The organism is Nonomuraea insulae (assembly GCF_042656245.1).
Genome location: NZ_JBHSPA010000070.1, coordinates 1 through 23518, shown reverse-complemented (window position 1 = coordinate 23518; position 23518 = coordinate 1). Strand labels below are relative to the sequence as shown.

Here is a 23518-nt window from a genome sequence, read left to right as displayed (position 1 = left end):
GCCGCCGCGGGGAACTAGCCCGGATCCGCCGGTTGTGCCGGGAATTCCGGATGGTGACGCTGACCGGCGTGGGCGGGGTGGGCAAGACCCGGCTCGCGTTGCGGGCCGCCGCCCTCATGCGGCCCGGCTTCGGGGACGGCGCCTGGTTCGTCGCGTTGTCGGCGCTGGACCAGGGGGCGCTGGTGCCGTACACGATCGCCGAGACGCTGCCGCTGGCCGACCGCACGACGCGGCCGATGATGGACGTGCTGACCGAATACCTCGCGGACCGGCACGTGCTGCTCGTGCTGGACACCTGCGAGCACCTCATCGAGGACTGCGCGCGCACGGCCCGCGAGTTGCTGGTCGCCGCGCCGAGACTGTCGATCCTGGCCACCAGCCGCCGCCCGCTGGGAGTGCCGGACGAACAGGTCCTGATCATCGATCCGCTGCCGGTTCCCGACACGCTCGGCGAGGGGCACCAGGACGCGGTGAGGTTGCTCGCCGACCGCACCGCCGCCGCCGTGCCCGGCTTCGCCGTCACCGACGGCAACCGGCCCGAGATCGTACGCCTGTGCCGCCGCCTCGAAGGGCTGCCCCTGGCGATCGAGCTGGCCGCGGCCCGGCTGCGCGAGCTGCCCGTCGCCGAGCTGTGCGAACGGCTGGAGGACCGCTTCGCGACGCTCGGCGACACCGAGAACCAGGCGCACGAGGCCGACCCGCCCTGGCACCGCGCCCTGCGCACCGCGATCGGCTGGAGCCACCAGCTCTGCACCCCGGAAGAGCGGCTGCTGTGGGCGCGGGCGTCGGTCTTCGCGGGCAGCTTCGACGACCAGGCCGTCCTGGAGGTCTGCTCCGACGCGCTGCTGCCCGCCGCCGCCATCGTCGACCTGCTGGCCGGGCTGGCCGACAAGTCCATCCTCATCTGGGCGCCGACCGGCGGCGGCGAGCGCTACCGCATGCTGGACACCATCCGCGAATACGGCGCCGGCTGGCTGCGCGCCCTCGGCGAGCAGGAGGAGCTGCGCCGCCGGCACCGGGACTTCTACCTGGCCATGGCCCGCCGCGGCGACGTCGCCTGGCTGGGCCCCGACCAGGTCTCCTGGAATGACCGCACCACCGTCGAGCACGACAACCTGCGCAGCGCCCTCGACTTCAGCCTCACCGCCCCCGGCGACCACACCGCTCTGGAACTGGCCGCCGCGCTGTGGTTCTTCTGGTACCCCTGCGGCTTCCTGCGCGAAGGCCAGCACTACCTGGAACGTGCCCTCCACCGCGACACCGAGCCGAGCACCGTACGCAACCGCGCCCTGTGGGTGTGCAGCCTGACCCTCATGGTGCAGGGCGACGCCACCGCCGGCATGGCCTGGGCCGCCGAGTGCGCGGGCGTGGCCGAGCAACTCGGCGACACCGGCGCCGCGCTAGCCGCCCAGGCCATGGTGATGGCCGCGGCCACCATCAGGGGCGACCTGGCGCTCGCCCTCGCCCTGGCCGACAGCCTGCTGGCCGTCCACCGCCCCGAGCACGGCCTCACCCTGCCCACGCTGCTCGCCCGCCTGGGGCAGAGCCACGTGCACACGGCCGAGGGCCGCATCGAGGAGGCGATCAAGGCGCTGGAGGAGATGTGCGCCGACTGCGACAAGCGCGGCGAACGCTGGATGCGCGCCTACGCCGACCTCTTCCGTGCCCAGGCGGAGCTCACGCTCGGCCGCTTCGAGGCGGCGCAGTCGTACGCCAGGGCGGCGCTGGAGATCAAGCACCGGCTGCACGACAGCATCGGGATCGCGCTCGCCCTCGACGTCCTGGCCTGCGCCGACTCCGCCTCCGGCCAAGGTGAGCCGGCCGCCCGGCGGCTTGGCCTGGCCCAGCAGGTGTGGGACACCATCGGGCGGGCGCAGATCGGCATCCACGAGTGGGTCAGTGCCCGCGACGTCTGCGAACGGCAGGCACGTGCGGCCATCGGGGACCGCGCCTACCGGGCGGCGTTCCGCGCCGGCTACGACACCGGCCTGGAGGCCGGCATCCTGCACGCCCTCGACCCCACCCCGCCCCAGACCGCCGAGCCCTGAGGGTCAGCGGTCGCTCGGGAGCCGGTGAACCGCGGCGGCCTGAGGGTCAGCGGTTGCTCGGGAGCCGGTGAACCGCGGCGGCCGTCTCGAAGAGCAGGGCCTCGTGGCCGGGGCGGCAGAGGAGTTGCAGGCCGACAGGCAGCCCGTCCACCGTGCCCGCGGGGACGGTCAGCGCGGGCAGGCCGAGCACGTTCCACGGGCAGGTCAGGGCGAGCAGCGTGGCGCCGACGGCGACCGTCCGCCCCGCCAGCTCCACCTCGCGCCGATCGAGCGGCGGCGCGGTGATCGCAACGGCGGGCAGCGCGAGCACGTCGTGCCGCTCGAACAGCGCGTCGGTGACCTCGGCCAGCCGCTGCCTGGCCTCCACAGCCCGCACGTACCGCCAGCCGGGTAGCTCCGAGGCGGCGCGCAGGCGCTGCAGCACCTCGGGATCGAACAGCTCGGGCGCGCGGGCCAGCCGGTCGGCGTGCACGGCGGCCGCTTCGCAACCCTGGATGACCGTGTACGTCGTCCGCAACTCCTCGGCGGCCCCCTCCGGCATCCGCACCTGTTCCACGGCCCCCGCCACCGCCCGGACGGCGTCCACCACCCGGGGATCGCCGTCGAACAGCTCCGCGGGATCCAGCCACGCCACCCTCCCGGCCCCCGGCGTCCCCGCCGCCTCCGGCACGTCCCCGGTCAGGCAGCGGTAGGCGATCAGGCAGTCCGCCGCGCCGCCTGCCAGCACGCCCACGTGGTCGAGGCTCCGCGACAGGGGGAACACGCCGTCCGCCGGGATCGCGCCGTACGCGGGCTTGAACCCGGCGATCCCGCACAACGCGGCCGGGATCCGTACGGAACCGCCCGTGTCCGTGCCCACCGCGAGCGGCACGATGCCAGCCGCCACGGCCGCCCCGCTGCCCCCGCTGGAGCCGCCCGTCATGCGCGCCGGGTCCCACGGATTGCGTGAGGGGCCGGTGGCGGAGCGGTCGCCGGTGGGCCCGTACGCGAACTCGTGCGTCGTGGTCTTGCCCACGATCACGGCACCGGCCCGCCGCAGCCGCGCCACGCATTCGGCGTCGGCCTCCGGCACGTACGTCGCGAAGTGGCGCGATCCCATGGTCGCGGGCATCCCCGCCACCATGATCAGGTCCTTCACCGCGACCGGGATACCGTGCAACGGCCCCCGATCGGCGCCTCCCGCCAACTCCTCGTCCGCCCGTCGCGCCTGCGCCAGCGCCCCGGCGGCGTCCACGGTGACGAACGCGTTCAGCACGGGATCGAGCACGGCCACGGCGCCGATCGCCTGCTCGGTCAGGGTGAGGGAGGTGGTGCGCCCGTCGCGCAGGTCCTGGGCGAGGTCGGCGATGCTGCGGCCGGTGAAAGGGCCGGGGGAGAGCGACATGGACCCTTTCTACACATCATGACATTTCCGTACATGCCCTTCGCAAGACTCAATCCCTCGCGCCGCACCCCCGGCGCGCCTAAGATCGGCGGAATGTCACCTGCCCGTCGTGTCCTGCGCTGGGCAGGCCGGATCGCCGCCACCGCGATCACCCTCTGCGCCCTCATCGGCGCCGTACGCCTGATCGTCCCCGCCACCTCCGCCACCGGCGAACCGCCAGGGGTCCGGCGTCAACTGGCGTTCCTGCGCGAAGCCCTGGACACCGGCGCGGGCGAGGAGGCGCAGGCGCTGTTCCCCGAGGGCTACTTCTTCCTGCACGCCCTGTACGGCCTGACCTGGGTGGACCTGGGCATGCGCACTGACGACGCCACACGGCGGACGGCGTTGCGAGAGGCCAGGTGGGTCATGGAACGGCTCGCTTCGGACACCGGCCGCGAGCCGTTCGGCCAGGACCTCGTCCCCGCCTACGGCGTCTTCTACCGCGGCTGGTGCAACTGGTTGCGCGGCGGGCTGCTGAGCCTGCAGCCCGAAGGGCAGCGCGACCCGGCCGAACTGCGCCGCTTCGCCGACGACTCGGCCGAGCTGGCGCGGGCGTTCGACGCCGCGCGGTCGCCGTACCTGGAGGCGTACCCGCGGCAGTCCTGGCCGGTCGACTCGACGGTGGCGATGGCCTCGCTGCGCCTGCACGACAAGCTGCTGCCACCCCTGTACACCGCCACCGTCGCACGCTGGCTGCAGCGCACCCGCGACCGGCTGGACCCGCGTACCGGACTGCTCCCGCACCAGGCGGCCCCCGGCACCGGCGCCCCGACCGAGGTGGCCAGGGGCAGCTCGCAGAGCCTCATCCAGCGTTTCCTCGTGGACATCGACCCGTCCTTCGCCGCCGGGCAGTACACCCGCTTCCGCGACCGCTACGTCGTCACCCCGCTGGGCCTCGGCCCCGCCGTCCGCGAGTACCCCGCGGGCATGGACGGCCCGGCCGACGTCGACTCGGGCCCCCTCCCGCTGGGGGTCAGCCTGTCGGCCACGGCGGTCACCCTCGGCGCCGCCCAGGCCCACGGGGACACCCCGCTCGCCGGCGCCCTGGCCAACTACGGCGAGCTGGCCGGACTGCCCGCCGGCACCCCATGGACCAAGCGGTACGCACTCGGCCTGCTCCCGATCGGAGACGCCTTTCTGGCCTGGTCGAAAACCGCCCGCCCATGGGTTGCCGAGCCACCGGCCCCGCCGCCCGCGAGCGTCGCATGGTGGTGGCGGCTGCCTCTCCTGGCGGTGCTGGCCGTGCTCGCCGTCGCGCCGTGGCTGCCCGCGCTCAGGCGGCGGCGAGGCGGCTCGCCCTCATCCTCCGGACGATAGGAAACCGGCTGACCCGTGTCACCGTGGGCCCACTGCCCCCAGGCGGTGGGCCAGGCGGTCCAGGGCCATGTTGATCACGATGAAGATGGCCGCGATGAGGATGGCCGCCGGAATGACGTTGGAGAAGTTGGCCGCGATGCCGTTCAGCCCGCGATCCACCAGTTCGTCATAGCCCACGATCAACCCGAGCGCCGAGTCCTTCAGCAGCACCACGAACTGGCTGACCAGCGCGGGCAGCATGGCCTTGATCGCCTGGGGCAGCAGGACGAGCCGCATCACCTGCCCCTTGCGCATGCCGATCGCGTACGCCGCCTCCCGCTGGCCCTTGGGCAGGCTCAGGACCCCGGCGCGGACGATCTCGGCGATCACCGAGCCGTTGTAGAGAGTCAGGCCGAACACCACGGCGGCGAAGGCCGAGATGTTCACGCCGATGAGCACGAAAGAGCCGAAGAAGGCGAAGAAGATCAGCAGGAGCAGCGGAACGGAGCGGAAGAACTCCACCACCATGGCCGCCGGCACCCTGATCCAGCGGTGGTCGGACAGGCGGGCGGTGGCGAAGACGAGGCCGAAGAGCCCGGCCAGCACCACGCCGACGACGGCGGCGGCCAGCGTGCCGGCCAGGCCGGGCAGGATGAAGGTGGCCCAGACGTCGCCGCGCAGCAGCGGCGTCCACTTGTCGGCCGCCCACTGGTCCTTGGCGTCGAAGCGGACGAAGACGAAGTACGCCACCGCCAGCAGCACGATCGCGACGACCGCCGTCAGCACCCGGTTGCGGCGGATCCCGCGCGGCCCCGGGCGCTCGTAGAGGTTCGCGTAGCTCATCGGGCCACCGCCATCCGCCGTTGCAACCAGCCGAACAGCAGGCCCATGGGCAGGCAGAGCAGGACGAACCCGGCGGCGAAGCCGAGGAAGATCTCGATCACCTGGTCCCCGTAGGTCTCGATCATCTCGCGCATCCGCACCGACGCCTCGCTCACGCCGACGACCAGCGCGATCGTGGTGTTCTTGGTCAGCGCGATGAGGATGCTGCCCAGCGGCGCCACCACGGCGCGGAACGCCTGCGGCAGCGTGATCAGCCCCAGCGTCTTGACGAAGCCCAGCCCGAGCGAGCGGGCCGCCTCCGCCTGCCCCACGGGCACCGTGTTCAGCCCTGAGCGCAGGGCCTCGCAGACGAAGGCCGAGGTGTAGGCGGTCAGCCCGATGACGGCGAGCCAGAAGTTGTTGGCCGCGAGGTCGTCGGACAGCTCAAGTCCCAGGTTCGCGCCGATGCCCAGGCCGGTGAACAGCAGCACCAGGGTGAGGGGGGTGTTGCGCGCCACGCTCACGTACGCGGTCGCGGCGGCGCGCAGGGAGGCCAGCGGGGCCACCCGCATGGCGGTCAGCAGGACGCCCAGCACCAGCGAGCCGAGCGCGCTGACCGCCGTCAGCCGCACCGTCATCCAGAAGGCGGCAAGGATGGTGCCGCCTTCCGTCAGCAGCGTCTCCATCAGTGGGCCTCCATCAGTACCGCTCGAGCTGCGGGGCCTGGGGGAGGGTGAAGCCGGACGCGCCCACGCTGGCCTGCAGCGCCTTGGTCCAGCTCCCGTCGGAGAACATCTTCTCCAGGGCGTCGTTGACCGCCTTGCGGCCGGCGGTGTCGTCCTTCTTCATGCCGATGCCGTACTTCTCGGTGCTGAAGGTCTTGCCGACCACCTTGAGCTTGCCGGTGTGCTGCGCGGCGTACCCGGCCAGGATGACGTTGTCGGTGGTGATGGCGTCGAGCTGGCCGCCGAGGACGCGGTCCACGCACGCGGAGTAGGTGCGCTCCTCCTGGAGCTGCACCTCCTTGGCGTACTCGGTCTTGACCTTCTGCGCCGGGGTCGAGCCGGCGACCGAGCACAACTTCTTGCCGTTCAGCGTCTCGGGCCCGGTCAGCGCCGCGTCGTCGGCGCGTACCAGCAGGTCCTGCCCGGCCACGAAGTACGGCCCGGCGAAGGAGACCTTCTGCTTGCGCGCGTCCGTGATCGAGTACGTGGCGATCACCAGGTCCACCTGGCCCTGCTCGATGAAGGCTTCCCGGTTGGCCGACACGGTCTCCTTGAACGTGATGCCGGTGGGCTCGACGCCGAGCGTCTTGGCCACGTACTTGGCGACCTCGATGTCGAAACCGGAGAAGCCGCCGTCCGGCGTGCGCAGGCCGAGACCGGGCTGGTCGGCCTTCACGCCGATCACCAGCTTCTTGTCGTTCTTGGCCTTGTCCACGACGGAGGCGTAGCTCTCCTGACCGCCCCCGCACCCGGTGGCGGCAACGGCGATCACAGCGAAAACGGCATAGAGGGATCTGCCGAACATGACTCTCCTTAGTGGGTAAGGATCTTGGCGAGGAAGGACTGGGCGCGGTCGCTGCTCGGCGCGCCGAAGAAGGCGTCGGGGGCGTTCTGCTCGACGATCTCGCCGTCGGCCATGAAGACGACCCGGTCGGCCGCCCGCCGGGCGAAGCCCATCTCGTGGGTGACGACGACCATGGTCATGCCCTCCCGGGCCAGCGCCGTCATGACCTCGAGCACCTCGTTGACCATCTCGGGGTCCAGTGCCGAGGTCGGCTCGTCGAACAGGATCACCTTCGGGTCCATCGCCAGCGCCCGCGCGATGGCCACCCGCTGCTGCTGCCCGCCCGAGAGCTGGGCGGGGAACTTGGCGGCCTGCCCGCCGATGCCGACCCGGTCGAGCAGCTCGCGGGCCTTGCGCGTGGCCTCGTCCTTCGGCCGCTTCAGCACGTGGACCTGCCCGAGGACGACGTTGTCCAGGACGGTCTTATGGGCGAAGAGGTTGAACGACTGGAAGACCATGCCCACCTCGGCGCGCAGCCGGGCCAACTCCCGGCCCTCGGCGGGCAGCGGCGTCCCGTCGAGGCTGATCGTGCCGGAGTCGATGCTCTCCAGCCGGTTGATCGCGCGGCACAGGGTGGACTTGCCCGCACCGGACGGGCCGATGATCACGACGACCTCGCCCTGCCGGACCGTCAGGTTCACGTTCCTGAGTACGTGATGATCGCCGAATCGCTTGTTGACCTGGTCCAGGACGATCAGGTCCGACTGGGACATGCGTCACGCTCCTTGTCTCGGTCAGCGTTGGCGTAACCGTAGGAGCCGCATGTGTCGCGAAAAGGCTTGTGATCGTTCTGCTCAGCGATTGGCCGGTCGGGAGGCCTCGGAGGTCGCGCCGCCCACCCCGATGGTGGCCATGAAGGCGCGATCCCACTGCCCGTCGCGCAGCCAGCGGGCGATCAGGTCGTTGAGGTAGTCGCGGAAGACCGTGTCCTGCTTGCGGATGCCCATCCCGTACGGCTCGCGCCCGAACGGCTTGCCGACCAGCCGCAGCGTGTCCGGGTGCTGGGCGAGCAGCCCGAGCAGGATGGTGTTGTCGGTGCTGACCGCGTCCACCCGCCCGGCCACCAGCGCGGGCACGCAGATGCTGTACGCGTCCACGATCTCCAGGTGCGCCTTGGGCACCTGCTGCCGCAGGCGTTCGACGGAGGTGGACCCGGTCGCCGTGCAGACGGTCTTGCCCGCCAGGTCCGACACCTCGTTGATGGTCGAGTCGCCCGTCCTGACCAGCAGGTCCTGCCCGGCGTAGTAGTACGGGGCGGTGAAGGAGACGCGCTGCTCACGGGCGGGCGTGATCGAGTAGGTGGCGATGACCAGGTCCACCACGCCCTGGGAGATGAAGTTCTCGCGCTCACGCGACACGGTCTCCACGAAGCGGATGTTGCGCTCGCTGCCGGTGAGGTCCTTGGCCACCAGCCGGGCCATCTCCGCGTCGAACCCGGTGATCCGCCCGCTGGCCGGATCCTTGTAGCCGAACATGGGCTGGTCGAACTTGATGCCCACGGTCAGGACGCCGCGTGCCCTGATGCGCGCCATCGTGGAGCTCTCGGGGAAGGCGGCCGCCTCGCCGCAGCCCGCGGGCAGGAGGGAGACCAGTGCGAACGCCGCGAGTAACGACCGGAGCGCTTTCACCGAACGCGGTACCGGTGCTGTGGCCGCCCGGTCGGCCCGTATCTCGGCCGGCCCTCCACCAGCCCGCGCTCGGCGAGGTGCTCCAGGTAGCGGCGGGCCGTCGCCCGGCTGACGCCGATGACCGCGGCCAGTTCGTGCGCCGAGGCGTCCTCCTCGACCTCGCCCAGCGCGTCCAGCACGGCCTGCTCGGTGGCCGCGGAGATGCTCTTCGGGCGGACCGCCGCCTGGTCGAGGTGGAGCGAGCGGAAGATGCGGTCGATCTCCTGCTGCTCGGAGAACCGGCCGCCGGACTCGAACTGCTCGGCCGTGGCCGCGTACCGCAGCAGGGTCTGCTCCAGGGTGCCCGCCCTGGTCGGTTTGACCAGGTAGTAGAGGGCGCCGCGCTGCATCGCCGCGCGTACCGTCGCCGACTCCTTGCGGCCGGAGATGACGATGACGTCGGCGGGCGGCTGTTCGGGGCGGCGCAGCCGGTGCGCCACCTCCAGGCCGGGCATATCCGGAAGGTGCAGATCGAGCAGAATCAGCCGGGGCGCGAAGCGGGTAGCGGCCGCCAGGGCGGCCTGGCCCGTGTGCGCGATCCCCACCACCCTGAACCCGAGCACCCGGTTCACCTGAGCGTGCAGCGCCGCGGTGACGACCGGATCGTCGTCCACGATGAGAACGGTGATGTCCCTGGGCTCAGGCATCGCCACGCTCCTCGGTCATCTGGTAGATCTTTGCAGCTTAGGCGGGTTTTCATCAATAAAATCAAGTTTTGCTCGTTCTGCTCAGCGGGAACCGGCGCGCGCACCTGTTCCCTCCTACTCTGTACCCGAACGAGTGGGGGGAGGGACGGACGCCCGTGCGATGGTTGCTCGCGGTGACGGCCCTGTGGACGCTCCTCGGCCTGCTGCCCCTCGCGCTGCTGACCTCCTCCAGTATCTCGCTGTCGGAGCGGGCCGTGCGCGACGAGGTCAACGACCGGGTCTCGACCACCGCGTCGGTCAGCCGGGTCGTGGTGGAGCAGCAGATGGGCTCGCTCAGGCAGCTCGTCACCGCCTTCGCGCAACGCCCCCAGGTACGCGAGGCCGTCGGCGACGCCAAAGCCGGCACCCTGCGCGACTGGCTCGGCGAGCTGGAGCGGATGCGCGACGGCGTCAGCGGCCTGATCATGATCTCCTCGGACGGCGGCATGCTGGGCGCCGAGCCGCCGAGCGTGCTGCCCCAGGAGGTCACCAGCACCGACTGGTACCGCGCCGTGCGCGACCGGCGACAGACCCACGTCTCCCAGGCGTACACGCCCACGATGGTCGGCGTGTCCAGGGCCGTCGCGGTGGCCGCGCCCATCCCCAGCGCCGACGGCACCCGCATGCTCGGCATGCTCACGGTCGTCTACAGCCTGGACGCCATCCAGCAGTTCGCCGAGGAGGCCGCCGACGCGCAGGACATCCGGCTGCTCATCACCGACAAGGCCGGCGTGCTCGTCGCCGACCCCGGCAGGAAGCTGCTGGCCCTCACCTCCCTGCGCGAGGACTTCCGGGTGGACCTCGCGCTGGCCGGGCAGGCGTGGAGCGGGGAGTTCCACGGCGTCGACGGGCAGGTGTTATCGGCCTCCGAGCCCATCCCGAGCATCGGCTGGACGGTGACCGCCGAGGTCTCCGCCTCCGAGGCGCTGGCCTCGGCCGCGAAGCTCCGTACGAACGTGCTCACCGTCGCCGCCCTGCTCGCCCTGCTCATCCTCATCGGGCTCGGCCTGCAGATCCACTCCACGCGGGGCCGCCGCCGGGCACAGGCCACGCTGGCCAGGTACGCCGCCGAACTGGCCGCCGCCAGGGACGAGGCGATCAGCGCCTCCAGCGCCAAGTCGGAGTTCGTGGCCAAGATCAGTCACGAGATCCGCACCCCCATCAACGGCGTGCTCGGCATGAACTCCCTGCTCATGGGCACCCGTCTGGACGAGGAGCAGCGTTACTACACCGGCACCGCCCAGGAGTCGGCCCACAACGTGCTGCGCCTGCTCGACGACTTCCTCGACCTGTCCAGGATCGAGGCGGGGCACCTCCAGGTCGAAGCCGTGCCGTTCGACCTGCCGCGCCTGTGCGACGAGGTGGTGGCGCCGTTCGCGCCGCACGCGTACGAGCAGGGGCTGTGGCTCACGCTCCGGCTCGACGAGAACGTGCCCCGGCAGGTGTCGGGCGATCCGGCGCGGCTGCGCCAGGTGCTGACGAACCTGGTCGGCAACGCGCTGAAGTTCACCGTCCAGGGCGGCGTGGACCTGCACGTCACGCTGGACGAGGGCGAGCCGGGGCAGGAACGGGTGGTGCTCAGGTTCTCCGTGGCCGACACCGGGATCGGCGTCAGCTCCGGTGACCGGGAGCGGGTGTTCGGCGTCTTCCGCCAGGTCGACTCGCCGATCACGCGCAGGACCGGCGGCAGCGGGCTGGGGCTGGCGATCAGCCGGCAGCTCGTCGAGCTCATGGGCGGGCAGATCGGGCTGGACAGCGTGGAGGGCGTGGGCAGCCGGTTCTGGGCGACGCTGCCGGTGGAGGTTCTGACCTGGTCCGAGCCGGGGGCAGGGGCGCTGGAGGGGCGGCGGGCGCTCGTCGCGGACCCGCGGCCCGAGGACCGCACGCTGGCGGCGCGCTTCCTGGCCCAGGCGGGCGCCGAGGTGGAGGAGACCAGGGAGGAGGAGTCCGCCCTGAGGCTGCTGCGGGAGGCCGCCTCCCGTGAGGAGCCGTACGACCTGGCGGTCGTCGCCCTCGACCTGGGCACCGATCCCACCGAGCCGGGCACGCCGCGCTCGCTCGCCCACACGATCCTCACCGACCCGCTGCTGCAGGCCACCAGCGTCATCGTGGTCATCACGCCGGGCCGCGCCGGGTTCGCCTGGCCGGTCGCGGCGGGGGAGCGGACCGTGCAGTCGATGACCAGGCCGCTCAGCCGCCGCCGCCTGCTCGCCGCCGTGGAGAACGCGCTGGGCACCGCCGAGTCCCCGGGCGAAATCCCCGTCGGCACGACCGGCGCCCCGGCCGGTGGCGCGCGGATCCTGGTGGCCGAGGACGACGAGGTGAGCCGCCAGGTGGCGATGCTCGTCCTGGGGCAGGCCGGGCACGAGGTCGAGGTGGTCGACGACGGCCGGCAGGCCGTGCGGGCGGTCCTGAGCGGCGGCTACGACCTGGTGTTCATGGACTGCCAGCTGCCCGTGCTCGACGGCCTGGCCGCCACCGAGGAGATCAGGAGCCTTGAGGAGGTCCACACCCCGATCATCGCCATGACCGCCGCGGCCATGCCGGACGACCGGATGCGCTGCCTGCAGGCGGGCATGGACGACCACCTGGCCAAGCCCGTGGACTGGCCGCGGGTGCTGGCCAAGATCCCGGAGTGGGCGGCCTCGGCCGGGCTGCCGCCGGAGCTGGCCGGGTTGTCGGCGGAGGCGCTGGCGGACGTGGCGCGGGCCTACCTGGAGACCGCGACGCGCACGTTCGAGGAGCTCAGGCAGGCGGTACGGAACGGTGACGCCCCGGCGGCGGCCGAGCTCGCGCACCGGCTCAAGGGCGCCTGCGCGACGGTCGGCGCGGCACGCGAGGCCGAGCTGTGCGGCCGCGTGGAGGATCTCGCCAGGGCCGGGGAGGCCGTGGCGGAGGAGCTCGTCGAGGAGCTGGACCGGCTGCTCACCGACATTCCGGACTGGATGAATGCCTCCTACTCCTGATGTGAAACGCGGATTAACATCGAGGAAATTTGTAGGCGTTAATCTCCTAATGTCATTGTTTGTGGTGGGTGGAGGGTTAATGGCGCATTTGTCGGGCGAACAGGGCGATCGTCTTCTTATCGACTGGACGTCGATCCGCAAGCTCGCCGGGCTCTTCGACCAGGCGGGCGACGACGTGGTGGCCCTGCAGCGCGGGTCCGCGTCCCTGGCCGGCACCTCCGGCCTCGTCGGCGGCGACGACGACGGCCACGCGTTCGCCCAGTGGTACAGCGACGGCTACGACTCCCTCACCGACGCGCTGACCCGCATCGCCGACAAGAGTTTCACCTCGGCCAGCGACCTGCGTGACTTCGACGCCATGTGGGACTACCTGGAGCAGCGCATCATCAGCACGCTGCCCAAGATCCCCGACCTGCCGGCGCCGCCCATCCCGCAGGCCCCGCCCCGGGGGGTAGGCGCCTGATGCTCGACCCCTTCCAGGCGCTGGCCTGGTTCGCCGGCGTGCACGTGCCCGAGGCCGACGTCTCGAACCTGCGCGCCAGGGCCCAGGCGCTGCGCGAACTGGCCACCTCGATCGGCACCGTGGCCCGGCAGACCGAGACCGCCGTCGCCGAGGCGCGCAAGGCGAACGACAGCCAGTCGGTGTCCCGCTTCGCCGACGTGTGGCCGCAGGAGCTGGGCCCCCGCTACGCCGCGCTCCAGGAGGAGCTGCGGGACCTGGCGGACGGCTGCGAGGAGTACGCCGAGGCCGTCGAACAACACCGCGAGCAACTCTGGATCATCGGCACCCAGCTCGCCGCCATGGCCTTCACCATGATGTTCGGCTACCTCTACCCGGCCGCCAGGATCGCGGCGGAGCAGGCGTTCAAGTGGCTCGTGGCCAGGGCGAGGCTGGAACGCACGGTCTTCCAGAAGATCGTCAAGGCGATCCTGGAATTCCGGATGGGCAAGCGCCGCGTCGGCAACTACTTCGTGCGCGAGGGCCTCGACGCGCTGGCGGACTCCGTCCTGTGGACCGCGGTCAAGACCGGCGTGCACGCGGCCAGCTCCGCCGCCACCGGCCAGCCCATGGGCAACCTCTGGGAGTACGCGGGCAAGCACTTCGCCGCCGAGATGGCCTACAACGGCGGCATCAAGGCGCTGGGCGACGTACGCAAGTTCTTCCCGGCCACGAAGATCACCGAGACGCTCCTCGGCACCGGACCGGCCGGCAAGTTCTTCCGCCGCACCGTGTCCGCCGCCACCATCTACCCCCTGGTCGCCAGCGGTGGCCTGTCGGACGAGGGCGCCTTCCGCTCGGCGCTCGCCCACGCGCCCAGGGCGTTCCTCTTCAAGCGTTGATTCCAGGAGCAGTGAATGACGACACCGCCACGCACCGGCGACCCCGAACTCGACCGCGCCCTGGCCGAGATGGCGGCGCAGACGTCCCGGCTGGAGGAGGTGAGCCGCCTGCTGGGCGAGACCAGGGGGCGCGGCGAGAGCGCCGGGGGCCAGGTCGCCGTCGAGCTCGCGGGCACCGGGACGCTGGCCGATCTGCACATCGACCCGCGTGCGCTGCGGCTGGGCTCGAAGGCCCTGGTCGAGGCCATCAAGGAGGCGTTCGGGCGGGCCGAGGAGGACGTGGCCGAGCGCTCCCACGCCCTGGCCAGAACCGTCTTCGAGCCCTGATCGCCGGGCTTCACGAGCAGTCGCAGCAGCCGCAGTCACAGTCACAGTCGCAGTGGCGGCAGCAGCGGCAGCAGTCGCAACAATCACCGCAGTCGGAGCAGCCACCGCAGTCGGAGCAGTCGGCCCTGCCGAAGTAGCAGCGCTCGTCCCACGGGCGGCCCCTGCGCTCGCTCCACCGGGGCCGCCAGGTCCCGCAGGTGAAGAACGTCCCGACGCCCGACGCCGACTTGCGGATCCAGCCCGGACGCTCGTACGAGGCGGTGGGGGCGTGGAACGTGCGCGACACCGCCCGGCGTACCTCCGTGCCGAGCAGCGTGTCCACCAGGTGGCGCTCCTCGAAGCGGGCCTCGCCCAGCGCGAGCGTCAGCCCGTGAGCGGCGTCGTCGCACAGGCGGCGGGCCTCCCGCGGGGTGGTGCCGGTGGCGGTCAGCGGGTTGAAGGCGCCCCGCGCGTCGTCCTCCGCGCGGTCCTCCGAGGCGTCCAGCAGGTGCGCGATGCGGCCGAAGAACCTGCCCGCCTCCGCCAGCGCGGCGGCGTTGCCCGGCCGGTCGGCGAGCACCGCCGTGTGCGCGAACGCCGCCGCGACCGCGTCCTCGGTGGGCCCGGTCAGCTCCAGCACGGGAAGGCGGCCGTCCGAGGTGAAGCCGCGTTCCAGGGCGAGTTGGCGATCCACGACCGCGATCAGCGGCTCCGGGTCGAAGCCGACATCGGCCGCCAGCCGGGAGCCCCCTGCCTGCCACCGGTCCGCCAGCAGCGTCGTCGTCCTCGCGAAGGAGGCCTCGCCGTCGGCCACGTGGTCGCGGAGCCGGCCCGCCGCCAGCACCAGCGAGACCGCCGCCGCCAGCCGCGCCCCGCGCGCCCGCGCGTCCACCACCTCGGCGCCACGGAAGCCGCGTAATGCGCACGGCCCGGCCATGCGGCGCGGCGCCGGCGACGGGAGCTGGGCTTCGGTGAGGACCGAGACGAGCAGGGTGTCGTAGTTGGTGGTCAGCCGCGCCCCGTGCCCCTGCGTGTCCCGCAAGGTCAGGCACAGACCGCACAGATGGGCCTGCCACGCGGCTCGCAACGACGGGCAGCCGTGCTCGGAGCAGGGCCGGATGATTCCGAACAAACACGTCCTCGCAGGGATGATGAGAACGCTAATCGTAGGGAATGCGACCCTTCAGTGCGTTTCGTTCCCGTATTTCCGCACCATCCGCCGGAGGTGCGCTCGGGGAGTCGTTCGCGGTCAGCAAGCTCGGCCTGGCGACCTCCTTCGACGCCGACTTCGAACACGCCTTCACCGACACCGCCAACTACCAGCGCACCCTGCGGGAGAACGCCGTGGCGGCGGGGCTCAGGGCGGCCAGAAAGGAGCGGTGACTTACGGTTTTCCGCCATAGAGGTCGGCGGCCCGCCACCATGGTCGCCGGCCGCGCCGGCTCCTAGCGTGGGCGGCGTGATCAGTCTGAGTGGTTTGAGCAAACGGTACGGCGACCGCCTCGCCGTGGACGAGTTGTCCTTGGAGTTGAGACCGGGCACGGTGACCGGCTTCCTCGGGCCGAACGGCGCGGGGAAGTCGACCACGATGCGGCTGATCCTCGGCCTCGACCGTCCCAGCTCCGGCACCGCGCTCGTCGGCGGCGTGCCCTACCACCGCATCAAGAACCCCCTGCGCACCGTCGGCGCGCTGCTCGACGCGCGGGCCGTGCATCCGGGCCGCAGCGGGCGCGCCCACCTGCTGGCGCTGGCGCGCAGCAACGGCATAGCGCGGCGGCGGGTGGGCGAGGTGCTGGAGATGGTGGGCATGGCCGGCGCGGCGGGCAAGCGGGCCGGGGCCCTGTCGCTGGGCATGAGCCAGCGGCTCGGGATCGCCGCGGCGCTGCTGGGCGAGCCCGGGGTGCTGATGTTCGACGAGCCCGTCAACGGGCTCGACCCGGACGGCGTGCGGTGGGTACGCGGTCTCATGCGGTCGCTGGCCGCCGAGGGCCGTACCGTGTTCGTCTCCAGCCACCTCATGAGCGAGATGCAGCTCACCGCCGACCACCTCGTGGTGATCGGCAAGGGGCGCCTCATCATGGACGCGCCCCTCGCCGACGTCATCGCGGGCAGCTCCCTGACGGCCGTGCTCGTCCGCACCCCGCACGCCGGCGACCTGGCCGAGCGGCTGCGCGCCGCCGGGATCGCCGTGGACCGCTTCGGCGAGAACGAACTGGAGGCCACCGGCGCCCCCATCGAGCGGATCGGCGACCTGGCGCACGAGGCCGGGATCCGGCTGCACGAACTGCGTACCAGGGAGGCGTCCCTGGAACAGGCCTACCAGGAGCTGACCGCGGGCAGCGTCGAGTACGGAGCGGGCGTATGAGGGCGTTGTGGCAGGCGATCGGGTCCGAGTGGGCCAAGCTGTGGTCGGTCAGGTCCACGTGGTGGTGCCTGGCCTGCGCGCTCGCGCTCATGGTGCTGACCGCGATCACGCTGGGCGGCGCGTCCGCCACCGACGCGCTGCGCGACGGGGCGGGCGTACGGGTCGTGGCCAGCCAGGCCGTGGTCTCGGCCACCTCGTTCGTGCAGTTCGCGCTCGTGGCCCTCGCCATGCTGACGATCACCTCCGAGTACGCCTCCGGCGCCATCCGGGTCACCCTGCAGGCCACGCCCGCGCGCGGTGTGGTGCTGGCGGCCAAGGCGCTGGTGGTGGCGCCGGTGATGTTCGCCGCCGGCGTCGTGTCGGGGGCGGTGGCGACGGCGGCCGTGTACGCGGTGTTGTCGATCGACGTGTTCGGCGGGCTCGTCGTGCTGCCGATCGGCGGAGCCGTGCTCGACCTGCTGGGCGTGGGGGTGTTCTTCGCGCTGGTGTCGGTCATGACGATCGGCGTCGGCGCCGCCATGCGCAGCGCGGCCGGCACGCTCACCGTGGTGTTCATGCTGCTCATGGGCCTGCCGCTGATGTTGCTGATGACCGGGAGCCAGGCGGCGGTGGACGCCTCGTTGCGCATGCCGATGTTCGCGGGGCTGGCGTTCATGGGCAGCACGGACAACATGACCGGCGGGCCGATCCCGTACTCGGCGCGTGAGGGGCTGGCCTGGCTGCTGGCCTGGGCGGCGGTGGCCGTGGTGGCGGGCCACGCCGTACTGCGCCGCCGCGACGCGTAAGCGTCACGGTCATGTCCGCCGCGACGCTCAGCCGCTCCATCATGTCCGCCGCGACGCCTAGACTTCACGCCCGTGTCCGCTGAGCCGCTCCGGCGCGTGAACGTCGCGCCCATGATCGCCCGAGTGCTGGCCGGAGTCCTCCTCGGGATGGCCCTCGGCCTGGGCGAGCTGGCCTTCCTGGGCGTGGCGGCGCCCATGTCGCTCGTCCCCGCGCTGCGGCCCGCCGCCGCGCGCGGGCTGGCCCGGCTGACCGCCCTCGAACGGGCCAGGCTGTCCAGGTGGTTCGGCCACGACACGACGCGCCGCGACGGCGGGTACGCCTTCCTGGCCGCCCGCGCCGCCCTGGGCCTTCTGGGCGGGTACGCCTGCGCGGCCTCCCTGTTCCTCAGCGGCCTGCTGCTGTTCGGCGGCGGGTGGGACCTCCTGTGGGGCACGCCGGAGACGGTCCCCGTGAACCTGCCAGGCGTCAAGATCGTCACCAGCAGCGGCGTGCTCGGCCTGACCAGCGGCGTCACCCTGCTGGGCGTGATCGTCCTGATGATCCTGGCGATCGCCGCGCTCGAACGCCGCCTGGCCGACCACTTCCTCGGCCCCGGCAGCCAGGAACTGATGCGCCGCCGCATCGCCGAGCTGACCGCGACCCGCTCCGGCATCGTCAGGGCCGTGGACGACGAGCGGCGCAGGATCGAGCGCGACCTGCACGACGGCGTACAGCAGCGCGGTGTCGCCCTGGCCATGCTGCTCGGCCGCGCCCGGCACAACAGCGACCACGACAGGACCGCGGAACTGGTCGCCCAGGCCTATGCCGAGTCCCGCCAGCTCCTCGACGAGCTGCGCAGCGTGGCCTGGCGGATCTACCCGACCGCGCTCGACGAGCTGGGGCTGCGCGCCGCGCTCGCGGGCGTGGCCGAGCGGGCAGGGGTGCCGGTCACCGTACATTACGGGCTGACCGGAAGGCCGGCGTCCGAGATCGAGACCGCCCTGTACTTCGTCGCCCGCGAGGCCATCACCAACGCGGTCAAGCACGCCGGCGCGCATGACATCCTGGTCGTGCTGAGCGAGGAGGAGCGGACGGTGAGTGTGGCGATCTCCGACGACGGCGCGGGCGGCGCCGACCCGTCGGGCGGCGGCCTGTCCGGGCTGGCCAGGCGCGTCCTGGCGCTCGACGGCGCCTTCACCGTCGACAGCGCCCCCGGCGGCCCCACCAGGATCGCCGCCACGCTGCCGAAGGCGCCGCCGTGCGGGTGATCCTGGCCGACGACTCCGTGCTGCTGCGCGAGGGCCTGACCCGGCTGCTCGACGACGCCGGGCACGAGGTGGTCGCCGCCGTCGGCGACGCGCCCGCGCTGCTCGACGCCGCCGAGCTCCACTGGCCCGACGTGGCCGTGATCGACGTGCGCATGCCGCCCACGCACAAGGACGAGGGCCTGCGGGCGGCGCTGGAGATCCGCGAGCGGCTGCCGGGCGTCGGCGTGCTCGTCCTGTCGCAGTATGTGGAGCAGCACTACGCCGCCAGGCTCCTGGCCGGCTCCACCGAAGGGCTCGGCTACCTGCTCAAGGACCGGGTCTCGGAGGTGGGCGAGTTCCTCGGCTCGCTGGAGCGCGTACGAGCCGGCGGCACCGCGTTCGACCCCGAGGTGGTCCGCCAGCTCCTAGCCCGCACCACCCGCGCCGACCCGCTGAGCAGGCTCAGCCCCCGCGAGGGCGAGGTGCTGCGGCACCTCGCCCAGGGCTACGTCAACGCCGCCATCGCCGAACGCCTGCACGTCTCGCTCAGCACGGTCGAGAAGCACGTCAACGCCATCATGGACAAGCTCGACCTGCCCCGCGCCCCCGGCTACAGCCGCCGCGTGCTGGCGATCCTGCGCTATCTCGAAAGCTGAGTCACGTGCCCCTCGCGAACGGTGAGGCGGCGCTGCCCTCCTTCATCAGCCGGTCCAGGGTGGCCCGCAGGGACGCGGAGTCGTTCAGATGCGGGAACGGCTCCCCCTCGGGAACGTCCACGCCCAGGAACCGGCAGAGCGGCGCCCACCCCTCCCGCACGTCGAACACCAGCAGCCGCTCGGCCGGCAGGCTCGCCTTGACCGTGGCCACGTGCCGCTCGTACGCCGCCACGGCGCTCTCCTCGTCGATCAGCCCCTCGTTGAAGGCCCGGCTGGAGCCGAACACCGATGCGGCCATGAGGTCGAGCACCGGCCGCAGCCGGATGATCCCCTGGAAGACGGCCGCCGCCTCCCCGGAGGGCTGCTCCGTGAACGCGCGACGGGGGCCGCTGTCGATCAGCGTCCGCATGCTGGCGCACCAGGCGCGCGGGTCGCGTACGGTGAGCACGACCTTGGCCTCCGGGTACGCCTCGGCCTGCTCCCGCCAGAAGAAGGAGGCCGGCCAGTCCTGCGTCGAGCGGAATCCTTCGAGCAGATATCCCCAGTCCACCTGCGCGCCCTCGGCGAGGGGCAGCCACCGGTCGACGCGATGGGGGTTGGTCATGATGTCGAACATGTGGTGACACGGGCCGAACCCGAGCCGCTCCAGGGCCGCCTTCATCGAGCTCGTTCCGGTACGCGGGAATCCCGCGCCTATGACGGTGAGCACATTGCACCTCCATGGGGATCTCACCTCCTTCGCGGGGTAAGGGGGAGTGAGGGTGACAGGGCGCGGCGGATTGGCCAGTGTGGCGGGAGGGTAAGCGCAATAAGCCTGTATGAAATAGGGGAAAGGACCACTTCATGACCGTCATGCTCGCCGATGGCCGCCCGATGCCACGCCTGGGCCTGGGCACTTGGCCGATGAACGACGAGGAGGCCCGGCAGGCCGTCACCCACGCCGTCTCACTCGGCTACCGGCTGATCGACACCGCCGCCAGCTACGGAAACGAGCGGGGCGTCGGAGCCGCCGTGGCCGACGCCCCTGCCGCCCGGGAGGACCTGTTCGTCACCACGAAGCTGCGCGGCTCCCACCACGGTTACGACGCGGCGCTGCGCGGCTTCGAGGAGAGCCGGGAGCGGCTCGGCCTCGACTACGTGGACCTCTACCTCATCCACTGGCCGCTGCCGGACCGGGGCCTCTACGTCGAGACCTGGCGCGCCCTCGTGCACCTGCGCGAGCAGGGACTGGCCCGCTCGATCGGCGTCTCCAACTTCACCCCGGCGCAGATCGAGCGGCTGGTCGAGGAGACCGGCGTCTGGCCGGTCGTCAACCAGGTCGAGATGCACCCCGGCTTCCCGCAGCGCGAGCTGCGCGCCTGGCACGCCGAGCACGACATCGTGACCGAGTCGTGGAGCCCGCTCGGGGCCGGCCGCAAGCTGCTCGACGAGCCCGTCGTCACCGACCTGGCCGCCGCTCACGGTCGTACGCCCGCCCAGATCGTGCTGCGCTGGCACGTGCAGCTCGGGGCCGTTCCCATTCCCAAGTCGGCCAACACCGAGCGCATGCGGCAGAACTTCGAGGTGTTCGACTTCAGCCTGTCCCCGGAGGACATGGCCGCCATCGACACCCTCGCGGGCGGGGGCCGCATCGGCGGCGACCCCGACACGCACGTGGAGCTCTAAACCGAGGCGAGCCGCCTCCGGCGCTCCGTCACCGCGAGGTGGTTGGACCTGCCGGTTATGGTGTGTGGCACGCGAGGTGGCGGGACCTGCCGTCTATGGTTTGCGGCACGCGAAGGTGGTCGGACCTGCCGTCTGCGGTTCGTCGCACGCGAAGGTGGTCGGACCTGCCGTCTGTGGTTCGTGGCACGCGAGCAAGCCGGACCTATCGTCTGCGGCTTGTGACCAGGACGGCGAGGGCGGCCAGCAGGAGCCAGGCCGATGTCATGGCGACCAGCCAGGTCCAGCCCGCGTGGCCGTACACGATGCCGCCCGCCGTACCGCCCGCGCCGCTGGCCAGGTAGTAGCAGAGCGTGTAGGTGCCGGCCGCCCGGCCCCTGGCGGCAGGGGGCGCGTCGGCGGTGACCCAGGCGTTGGCGATGGCGTGCGCGGCGAAGAATCCCGCGGTCAGCACGGCGAAGCCGACGGCTATCACCGGCAGTGACTGGTGGGCCGTCAGCACTGATCCCGCCACCGTTATGAGCAGCGCCGTGACCAGCGTCGGCGTCCGTCCCAGGCGGGCGGCCAGGCGTCCGGCGGCGGCCGAGGAGGCGGTGCCCATGGCGTAGGACAGGAAGACCAGGGAGGCGGCGGCGGGGGCCAGCGAGAGGGGCGGGGCGGCCAGGCGGAACGCGGCCGCGTTGTACAGGGCCACGAACGCCCCCATGCCCAACGCCCCCACCACCACCGGCACCACCAGCCCAACCCTCATCCAGGCCGCACCGCCACCCGCCTCCGCGTCCCCGCCTGCGTGCTCTTCGGTACCCACATCGTGCCTTGCCTGCCGATCCTCCGGCGGGCTGTGTCGCGGCGGCTTGTGGCGTACCCCGGAGTCACGGGGGAGGGTCGCGGCCGTGAAGAGCGCGCACACCAGCGCCACCCCCGCGACCGCCGGCAACGACCCGTGCCACCCCAGCGGTTCGGCCGCGAACCCGGCCCCGAGGCGTCCGAGCATGCCCCCGACCGAGTTGCCCGCGATCATCGCCCCCACCGCGCCGGCCAGCCGCGCCGTCCCGACCGCGTCCGCCAGGTACGCCGCCGCCACCCCCGCGAACCCGGCGATCGCCACCCCTTGGATGCCGCGCATCACCAGCAGCACGGGAAAGGAAGGAGCCAGTGGCAGCAGCAGCCCGAGCACCGCCGACACCACCACCGACCACAGGATCACCCGCCGCCGCCCCAGCATCCCGGCGACCCAGGCGATGGGCAGCACCGCGACGGCCAGTGAGGCGGTGGCCACGCCGATGGCCAGGGAAGCGGTTCCCGGATCCAGCCGGTACGCCGCCGCCAGTTGCGGAAGGACCGGCTGCGGCGCGTACAGCAGGGCGAACGACGACAGCCCGGCCGCCGCGACGGCCGCACTGACCCGCCGGGTGTCAACGGAAACGGGGGAAGCTTCAAGAACCACCACCCCCCAAACGCTAAGCAAGGCTAATAAATACGTCTAATACGGAAATAGGCGATAATTCATACTGTGATGGATGAATCCGACGACAAGCTGGCCGCCCGCCTGGCCCCGGCCCTCGCCCTGCTGGCCGCAGTCGGCGAGACCGGCCACGTGACCCGCGCGGCCGAACTCCTCGGCATCCCCCAGCCCACCGCCAGCCGCCGCCTGGCCGCCCTGTCCGACCTGGTGGGCACCCCGCTCGTCCTCCCGTCGGGCCGCGGCATCCGCCTGACCCGAGCGGGCCGTACCCTGGCCGCCGCCTCCACCCGCGCACTCGCCACCGTGACGGCCGCCGCCCGCGAGGTACGCGAGGAGATCGACCCGGGCAGCGGCCGCATCGTCCTCGGCTTCCTGCACCTGCTCGGCCGCACCCTCGTGCCGTCCCTCATCGGCGGCTTCCGCGAACGCAACCCCGGCATCCGCTTCAGCCTCGCCCAGGGCTCACGCCAGGACATGCTGCGCGCCCTGCGCGAGGGCGACATCGACCTGGTCTTCGTCGCCCCCATGCCCCTGGACGACCCCGACCTGATCAGCCGCCCCCTCGCCGACCAGGAACTGGTCCTTTCCGTCCCGCCCGCCCATCGCCTCGCCTCCCGGAGCCGGGTGCGGGTCGGGGAGCTGGAACGGGAGGAACTGGTCACCCTCGAACACGGGTACGGCCTCCGCCAGATCACCGACGACCTGTGCGCGGCGGCGGGCTTCGAGCCGCGGATCGCGTTCGAGGGCCAGGAGACGGAGACCGTACGGGGGCTGGTGGCGGCCGGGCTGGGCGTCGCCATCCTCCCCCGCTCCGACCAGCCCCCTGTCGTCGGCGTCACGGAGGTTCCCCTGTCGCCGGCCCTGTTCAGAACCATCGGGGTGAGCTGGCCCGCGGGCGACCGCCTGACCCCGGCGGCCCGCTCCTTCCGCGACCACGCCTGCGCCAACCTCACCCCCCTCGGCCCCGGCTTCCGCCCACCCACCCCCTCTGCCCCGCCACTCCCCGAAGCCCCACCCAGCGCACCGTAACCGCCGCTCCCCACCCCTAGCGGCGCACGGTGATCGCCGCCGCTCGAGGGACCGTAACCCCGGCCGGTGTGCTGGCTGCTGGCCGTCCGTTCGGGGCTGGGGTCCCTTCGGGGGGAAGGAGGTGGGCCAGCTGCGCTCGCCGCCCGCCGTGCCCGCGGTGCGTGCCGCGCGCGACGCCCGCCGTGCCCGCGCCGCGTGGCGTGCC

General features: G+C 72.2%; 23 protein-coding genes. 13 read left to right on the top strand and 10 right to left on the bottom strand.

Annotated elements, in window-relative coordinates; genetic code table 11:
- Positions 1-50: 50 nt before the first annotated feature.
- Positions 51-2048: an ATP-binding protein gene (locus ACFPZ3_RS48890; RefSeq protein WP_379521275.1), complete on the top strand. Its 1998-nt coding sequence runs from the start codon at positions 51-53 to the stop codon at positions 2046-2048.
- A 46-nt stretch (positions 2049-2094) separates the two neighbouring features.
- Here ACFPZ3_RS48890 and ACFPZ3_RS48885 read toward each other — a convergent pair whose 3' ends face one another.
- The gene (locus ACFPZ3_RS48885; protein ID WP_379521274.1) at positions 2095-3432 is read right to left on the bottom strand and encodes an amidase; all 1338 of its coding nucleotides are present in this window, start codon (positions 3430-3432) and stop codon (positions 2095-2097) included.
- Between the two features lie 93 nt (positions 3433-3525).
- On the opposite strand from ACFPZ3_RS48885, the gene ACFPZ3_RS48880 reads away from it, so the two are divergent.
- Positions 3526-4788, top strand: coding sequence for a hypothetical protein (locus ACFPZ3_RS48880; RefSeq protein WP_379521273.1), 1263 nt, complete (start codon positions 3526-3528; stop codon positions 4786-4788).
- An 18-nt stretch (positions 4789-4806) separates the two neighbouring features.
- Here ACFPZ3_RS48880 and ACFPZ3_RS48875 read toward each other — a convergent pair whose 3' ends face one another.
- From ACFPZ3_RS48875 to ACFPZ3_RS48850, 6 genes are all read right to left on the bottom strand, one after another.
- Positions 4807-5610: an amino acid ABC transporter permease gene (locus ACFPZ3_RS48875; protein ID WP_379521272.1), complete on the bottom strand. Its 804-nt coding sequence runs from the start codon at positions 5608-5610 to the stop codon at positions 4807-4809.
- Positions 5607-6275: an amino acid ABC transporter permease gene (locus ACFPZ3_RS48870; protein WP_379521271.1), complete on the bottom strand. Its 669-nt coding sequence runs from the start codon at positions 6273-6275 to the stop codon at positions 5607-5609. Before ACFPZ3_RS48870 ends, ACFPZ3_RS48875 begins: the two co-directional genes overlap by 4 nt.
- Positions 6276-6288: 13 nt before the next feature.
- The gene (locus ACFPZ3_RS48865) at positions 6289-7119 is read right to left on the bottom strand and encodes a glutamate ABC transporter substrate-binding protein (RefSeq protein ID WP_379521270.1); all 831 of its coding nucleotides are present in this window, start codon (positions 7117-7119) and stop codon (positions 6289-6291) included.
- Between the two features lie 8 nt (positions 7120-7127).
- Positions 7128-7871 carry an amino acid ABC transporter ATP-binding protein gene (locus tag ACFPZ3_RS48860; protein WP_379521269.1) on the bottom strand — a complete coding sequence of 248 codons (744 nt, stop codon included), beginning with the start codon at positions 7869-7871 and terminating at the stop codon, positions 7128-7130.
- 81 nt (positions 7872-7952) lie between these two features.
- A complete protein-coding gene (locus ACFPZ3_RS48855) occupies positions 7953-8786 on the bottom strand; it encodes a glutamate ABC transporter substrate-binding protein (RefSeq protein ID WP_379521268.1) in 834 nt (277 codons plus the stop codon).
- Positions 8783-9472 (bottom strand): response regulator, encoded by a 690-nt coding sequence (locus ACFPZ3_RS48850; protein ID WP_379521267.1) that lies wholly within the window; start codon positions 9470-9472, stop codon positions 8783-8785. Before ACFPZ3_RS48850 ends, ACFPZ3_RS48855 begins: the two co-directional genes overlap by 4 nt.
- Before the next feature lie 155 nt (positions 9473-9627).
- On the opposite strand from ACFPZ3_RS48850, the gene ACFPZ3_RS48845 reads away from it, so the two are divergent.
- The 4 genes from ACFPZ3_RS48845 (at position 9628) to ACFPZ3_RS48830 (ending at position 14145) form a co-directional block, all read left to right on the top strand.
- Positions 9628-12477 carry a hybrid sensor histidine kinase/response regulator gene (locus ACFPZ3_RS48845; protein ID WP_379521266.1) on the top strand — a complete coding sequence of 950 codons (2850 nt, stop codon included), beginning with the start codon at positions 9628-9630 and terminating at the stop codon, positions 12475-12477.
- A 79-nt stretch (positions 12478-12556) separates the two neighbouring features.
- Positions 12557-12940, top strand: a complete 384-nt coding sequence (locus ACFPZ3_RS48840) for a hypothetical protein (protein ID WP_379521265.1) — start codon at positions 12557-12559, stop codon at positions 12938-12940.
- Positions 12940-13818, top strand: a complete 879-nt coding sequence (locus ACFPZ3_RS48835; RefSeq protein ID WP_379521264.1) for a WXG100-like domain-containing protein — start codon at positions 12940-12942, stop codon at positions 13816-13818. Before ACFPZ3_RS48840 ends, ACFPZ3_RS48835 begins: the two co-directional genes overlap by 1 nt.
- 15 nt (positions 13819-13833) lie before the next feature.
- A complete protein-coding gene (locus ACFPZ3_RS48830) occupies positions 13834-14145 on the top strand; it encodes a YbaB/EbfC family nucleoid-associated protein (protein WP_379521263.1) in 312 nt (103 codons plus the stop codon).
- 10 nt (positions 14146-14155) lie between these two features.
- On the opposite strand, the gene ACFPZ3_RS48825 is transcribed toward ACFPZ3_RS48830, so the two are convergent.
- The gene (locus ACFPZ3_RS48825) at positions 14156-15256 is read right to left on the bottom strand and encodes a DUF5685 family protein (protein ID WP_379521262.1); all 1101 of its coding nucleotides are present in this window, start codon (positions 15254-15256) and stop codon (positions 14156-14158) included.
- A 41-nt stretch (positions 15257-15297) separates the two neighbouring features.
- On the opposite strand from ACFPZ3_RS48825, the gene ACFPZ3_RS48820 reads away from it, so the two are divergent.
- The 5 genes from ACFPZ3_RS48820 to ACFPZ3_RS48800 all read left to right on the top strand — a co-directional run bounded on the left by ACFPZ3_RS48820 (position 15298) and on the right by ACFPZ3_RS48800 (position 19157).
- On the top strand, positions 15298-15507 hold the full coding sequence (locus tag ACFPZ3_RS48820; protein ID WP_379521261.1) for a hypothetical protein: 210 nt from the start codon (positions 15298-15300) through the stop codon (positions 15505-15507).
- Positions 15508-15583: 76 nt separating this feature from the next.
- Positions 15584-16489 (top strand): ATP-binding cassette domain-containing protein, encoded by a 906-nt coding sequence (locus tag ACFPZ3_RS48815; RefSeq protein WP_379521260.1) that lies wholly within the window; start codon positions 15584-15586, stop codon positions 16487-16489.
- Positions 16486-17274 carry an ABC transporter permease gene (locus tag ACFPZ3_RS48810; RefSeq protein ID WP_379521259.1) on the top strand — a complete coding sequence of 263 codons (789 nt, stop codon included), beginning with the start codon at positions 16486-16488 and terminating at the stop codon, positions 17272-17274. Before ACFPZ3_RS48815 ends, ACFPZ3_RS48810 begins: the two co-directional genes overlap by 4 nt.
- A gap of 72 nt (positions 17275-17346) precedes the next feature.
- On the top strand, positions 17347-18522 hold the full coding sequence (locus tag ACFPZ3_RS48805; RefSeq protein WP_379521258.1) for a sensor histidine kinase: 1176 nt from the start codon (positions 17347-17349) through the stop codon (positions 18520-18522).
- The gene (locus ACFPZ3_RS48800) at positions 18513-19157 is read left to right on the top strand and encodes a response regulator (protein ID WP_379521257.1); all 645 of its coding nucleotides are present in this window, start codon (positions 18513-18515) and stop codon (positions 19155-19157) included. Before ACFPZ3_RS48805 ends, ACFPZ3_RS48800 begins: the two co-directional genes overlap by 10 nt.
- Before the next feature lies 1 nt (position 19158).
- Here ACFPZ3_RS48800 and ACFPZ3_RS48795 read toward each other — a convergent pair whose 3' ends face one another.
- Positions 19159-19866, bottom strand: a complete 708-nt coding sequence (locus tag ACFPZ3_RS48795) for a sulfotransferase family protein (protein WP_379521256.1) — start codon at positions 19864-19866, stop codon at positions 19159-19161.
- 134 nt (positions 19867-20000) lie between these two features.
- On the opposite strand from ACFPZ3_RS48795, the gene ACFPZ3_RS48790 reads away from it, so the two are divergent.
- Entirely contained in the window at positions 20001-20822 is an 822-nt protein-coding gene (locus tag ACFPZ3_RS48790) for an aldo/keto reductase (protein WP_379521255.1), read from the top strand.
- A 202-nt stretch (positions 20823-21024) separates the two neighbouring features.
- On the opposite strand, the gene ACFPZ3_RS48785 is transcribed toward ACFPZ3_RS48790, so the two are convergent.
- Positions 21025-22269: an MFS transporter gene (locus ACFPZ3_RS48785; RefSeq protein ID WP_379521254.1), complete on the bottom strand. Its 1245-nt coding sequence runs from the start codon at positions 22267-22269 to the stop codon at positions 21025-21027.
- A 66-nt stretch (positions 22270-22335) separates the two neighbouring features.
- Here ACFPZ3_RS48785 and ACFPZ3_RS48780 point away from each other — a divergent pair, with 66 nt between their 5' ends.
- Complete coding sequence (locus ACFPZ3_RS48780; RefSeq protein WP_379521322.1) at positions 22336-23313, top strand: LysR family transcriptional regulator; 978 nt, start codon at positions 22336-22338, stop codon at positions 23311-23313.
- Positions 23314-23518: the final 205 nt, after the last annotated feature.

Bases quoted from the DNA above. Each gene is read 5' to 3' on its own strand.
- ACFPZ3_RS48850 (WP_379521267.1), bottom strand. From the start codon at position 9,472: ATGCCTGAGCCCAGGGACATCACCGTTCTCATCGTGGACGACGATCCG.
- ACFPZ3_RS48840 (WP_379521265.1), top strand. From the start codon at position 12,557: ATGGCGCATTTGTCGGGCGAACAGGGCGATCGTCTTCTTATCGACTGG.
- ACFPZ3_RS48865 (WP_379521270.1), bottom strand. From the start codon at position 7,119: ATGTTCGGCAGATCCCTCTATGCCGTTTTCGCTGTGATCGCCGTTGCC.
- ACFPZ3_RS48780 (WP_379521322.1), top strand. From the start codon at position 22,336: ATGGATGAATCCGACGACAAGCTGGCCGCCCGCCTGGCCCCGGCCCTC.
- ACFPZ3_RS48880 (WP_379521273.1), top strand. From the start codon at position 3,526: ATGTCACCTGCCCGTCGTGTCCTGCGCTGGGCAGGCCGGATCGCCGCC.
- ACFPZ3_RS48860 (WP_379521269.1), bottom strand. From the start codon at position 7,871: ATGTCCCAGTCGGACCTGATCGTCCTGGACCAGGTCAACAAGCGATTC.
- ACFPZ3_RS48810 (WP_379521259.1), top strand. From the start codon at position 16,486: ATGAGGGCGTTGTGGCAGGCGATCGGGTCCGAGTGGGCCAAGCTGTGG.
- ACFPZ3_RS48835 (WP_379521264.1), top strand. From the start codon at position 12,940: ATGCTCGACCCCTTCCAGGCGCTGGCCTGGTTCGCCGGCGTGCACGTG.
- ACFPZ3_RS48790 (WP_379521255.1), top strand. From the start codon at position 20,001: ATGACCGTCATGCTCGCCGATGGCCGCCCGATGCCACGCCTGGGCCTG.
- ACFPZ3_RS48830 (WP_379521263.1), top strand. From the start codon at position 13,834: ATGACGACACCGCCACGCACCGGCGACCCCGAACTCGACCGCGCCCTG.
- ACFPZ3_RS48820 (WP_379521261.1), top strand. From the start codon at position 15,298: ATGCGACCCTTCAGTGCGTTTCGTTCCCGTATTTCCGCACCATCCGCC.
- ACFPZ3_RS48875 (WP_379521272.1), bottom strand. From the start codon at position 5,610: ATGAGCTACGCGAACCTCTACGAGCGCCCGGGGCCGCGCGGGATCCGC.
- ACFPZ3_RS48885 (WP_379521274.1), bottom strand. From the start codon at position 3,432: ATGTCGCTCTCCCCCGGCCCTTTCACCGGCCGCAGCATCGCCGACCTC.
- ACFPZ3_RS48870 (WP_379521271.1), bottom strand. From the start codon at position 6,275: ATGGAGACGCTGCTGACGGAAGGCGGCACCATCCTTGCCGCCTTCTGG.
- ACFPZ3_RS48890 (WP_379521275.1), top strand. From the start codon at position 51: ATGGTGACGCTGACCGGCGTGGGCGGGGTGGGCAAGACCCGGCTCGCG.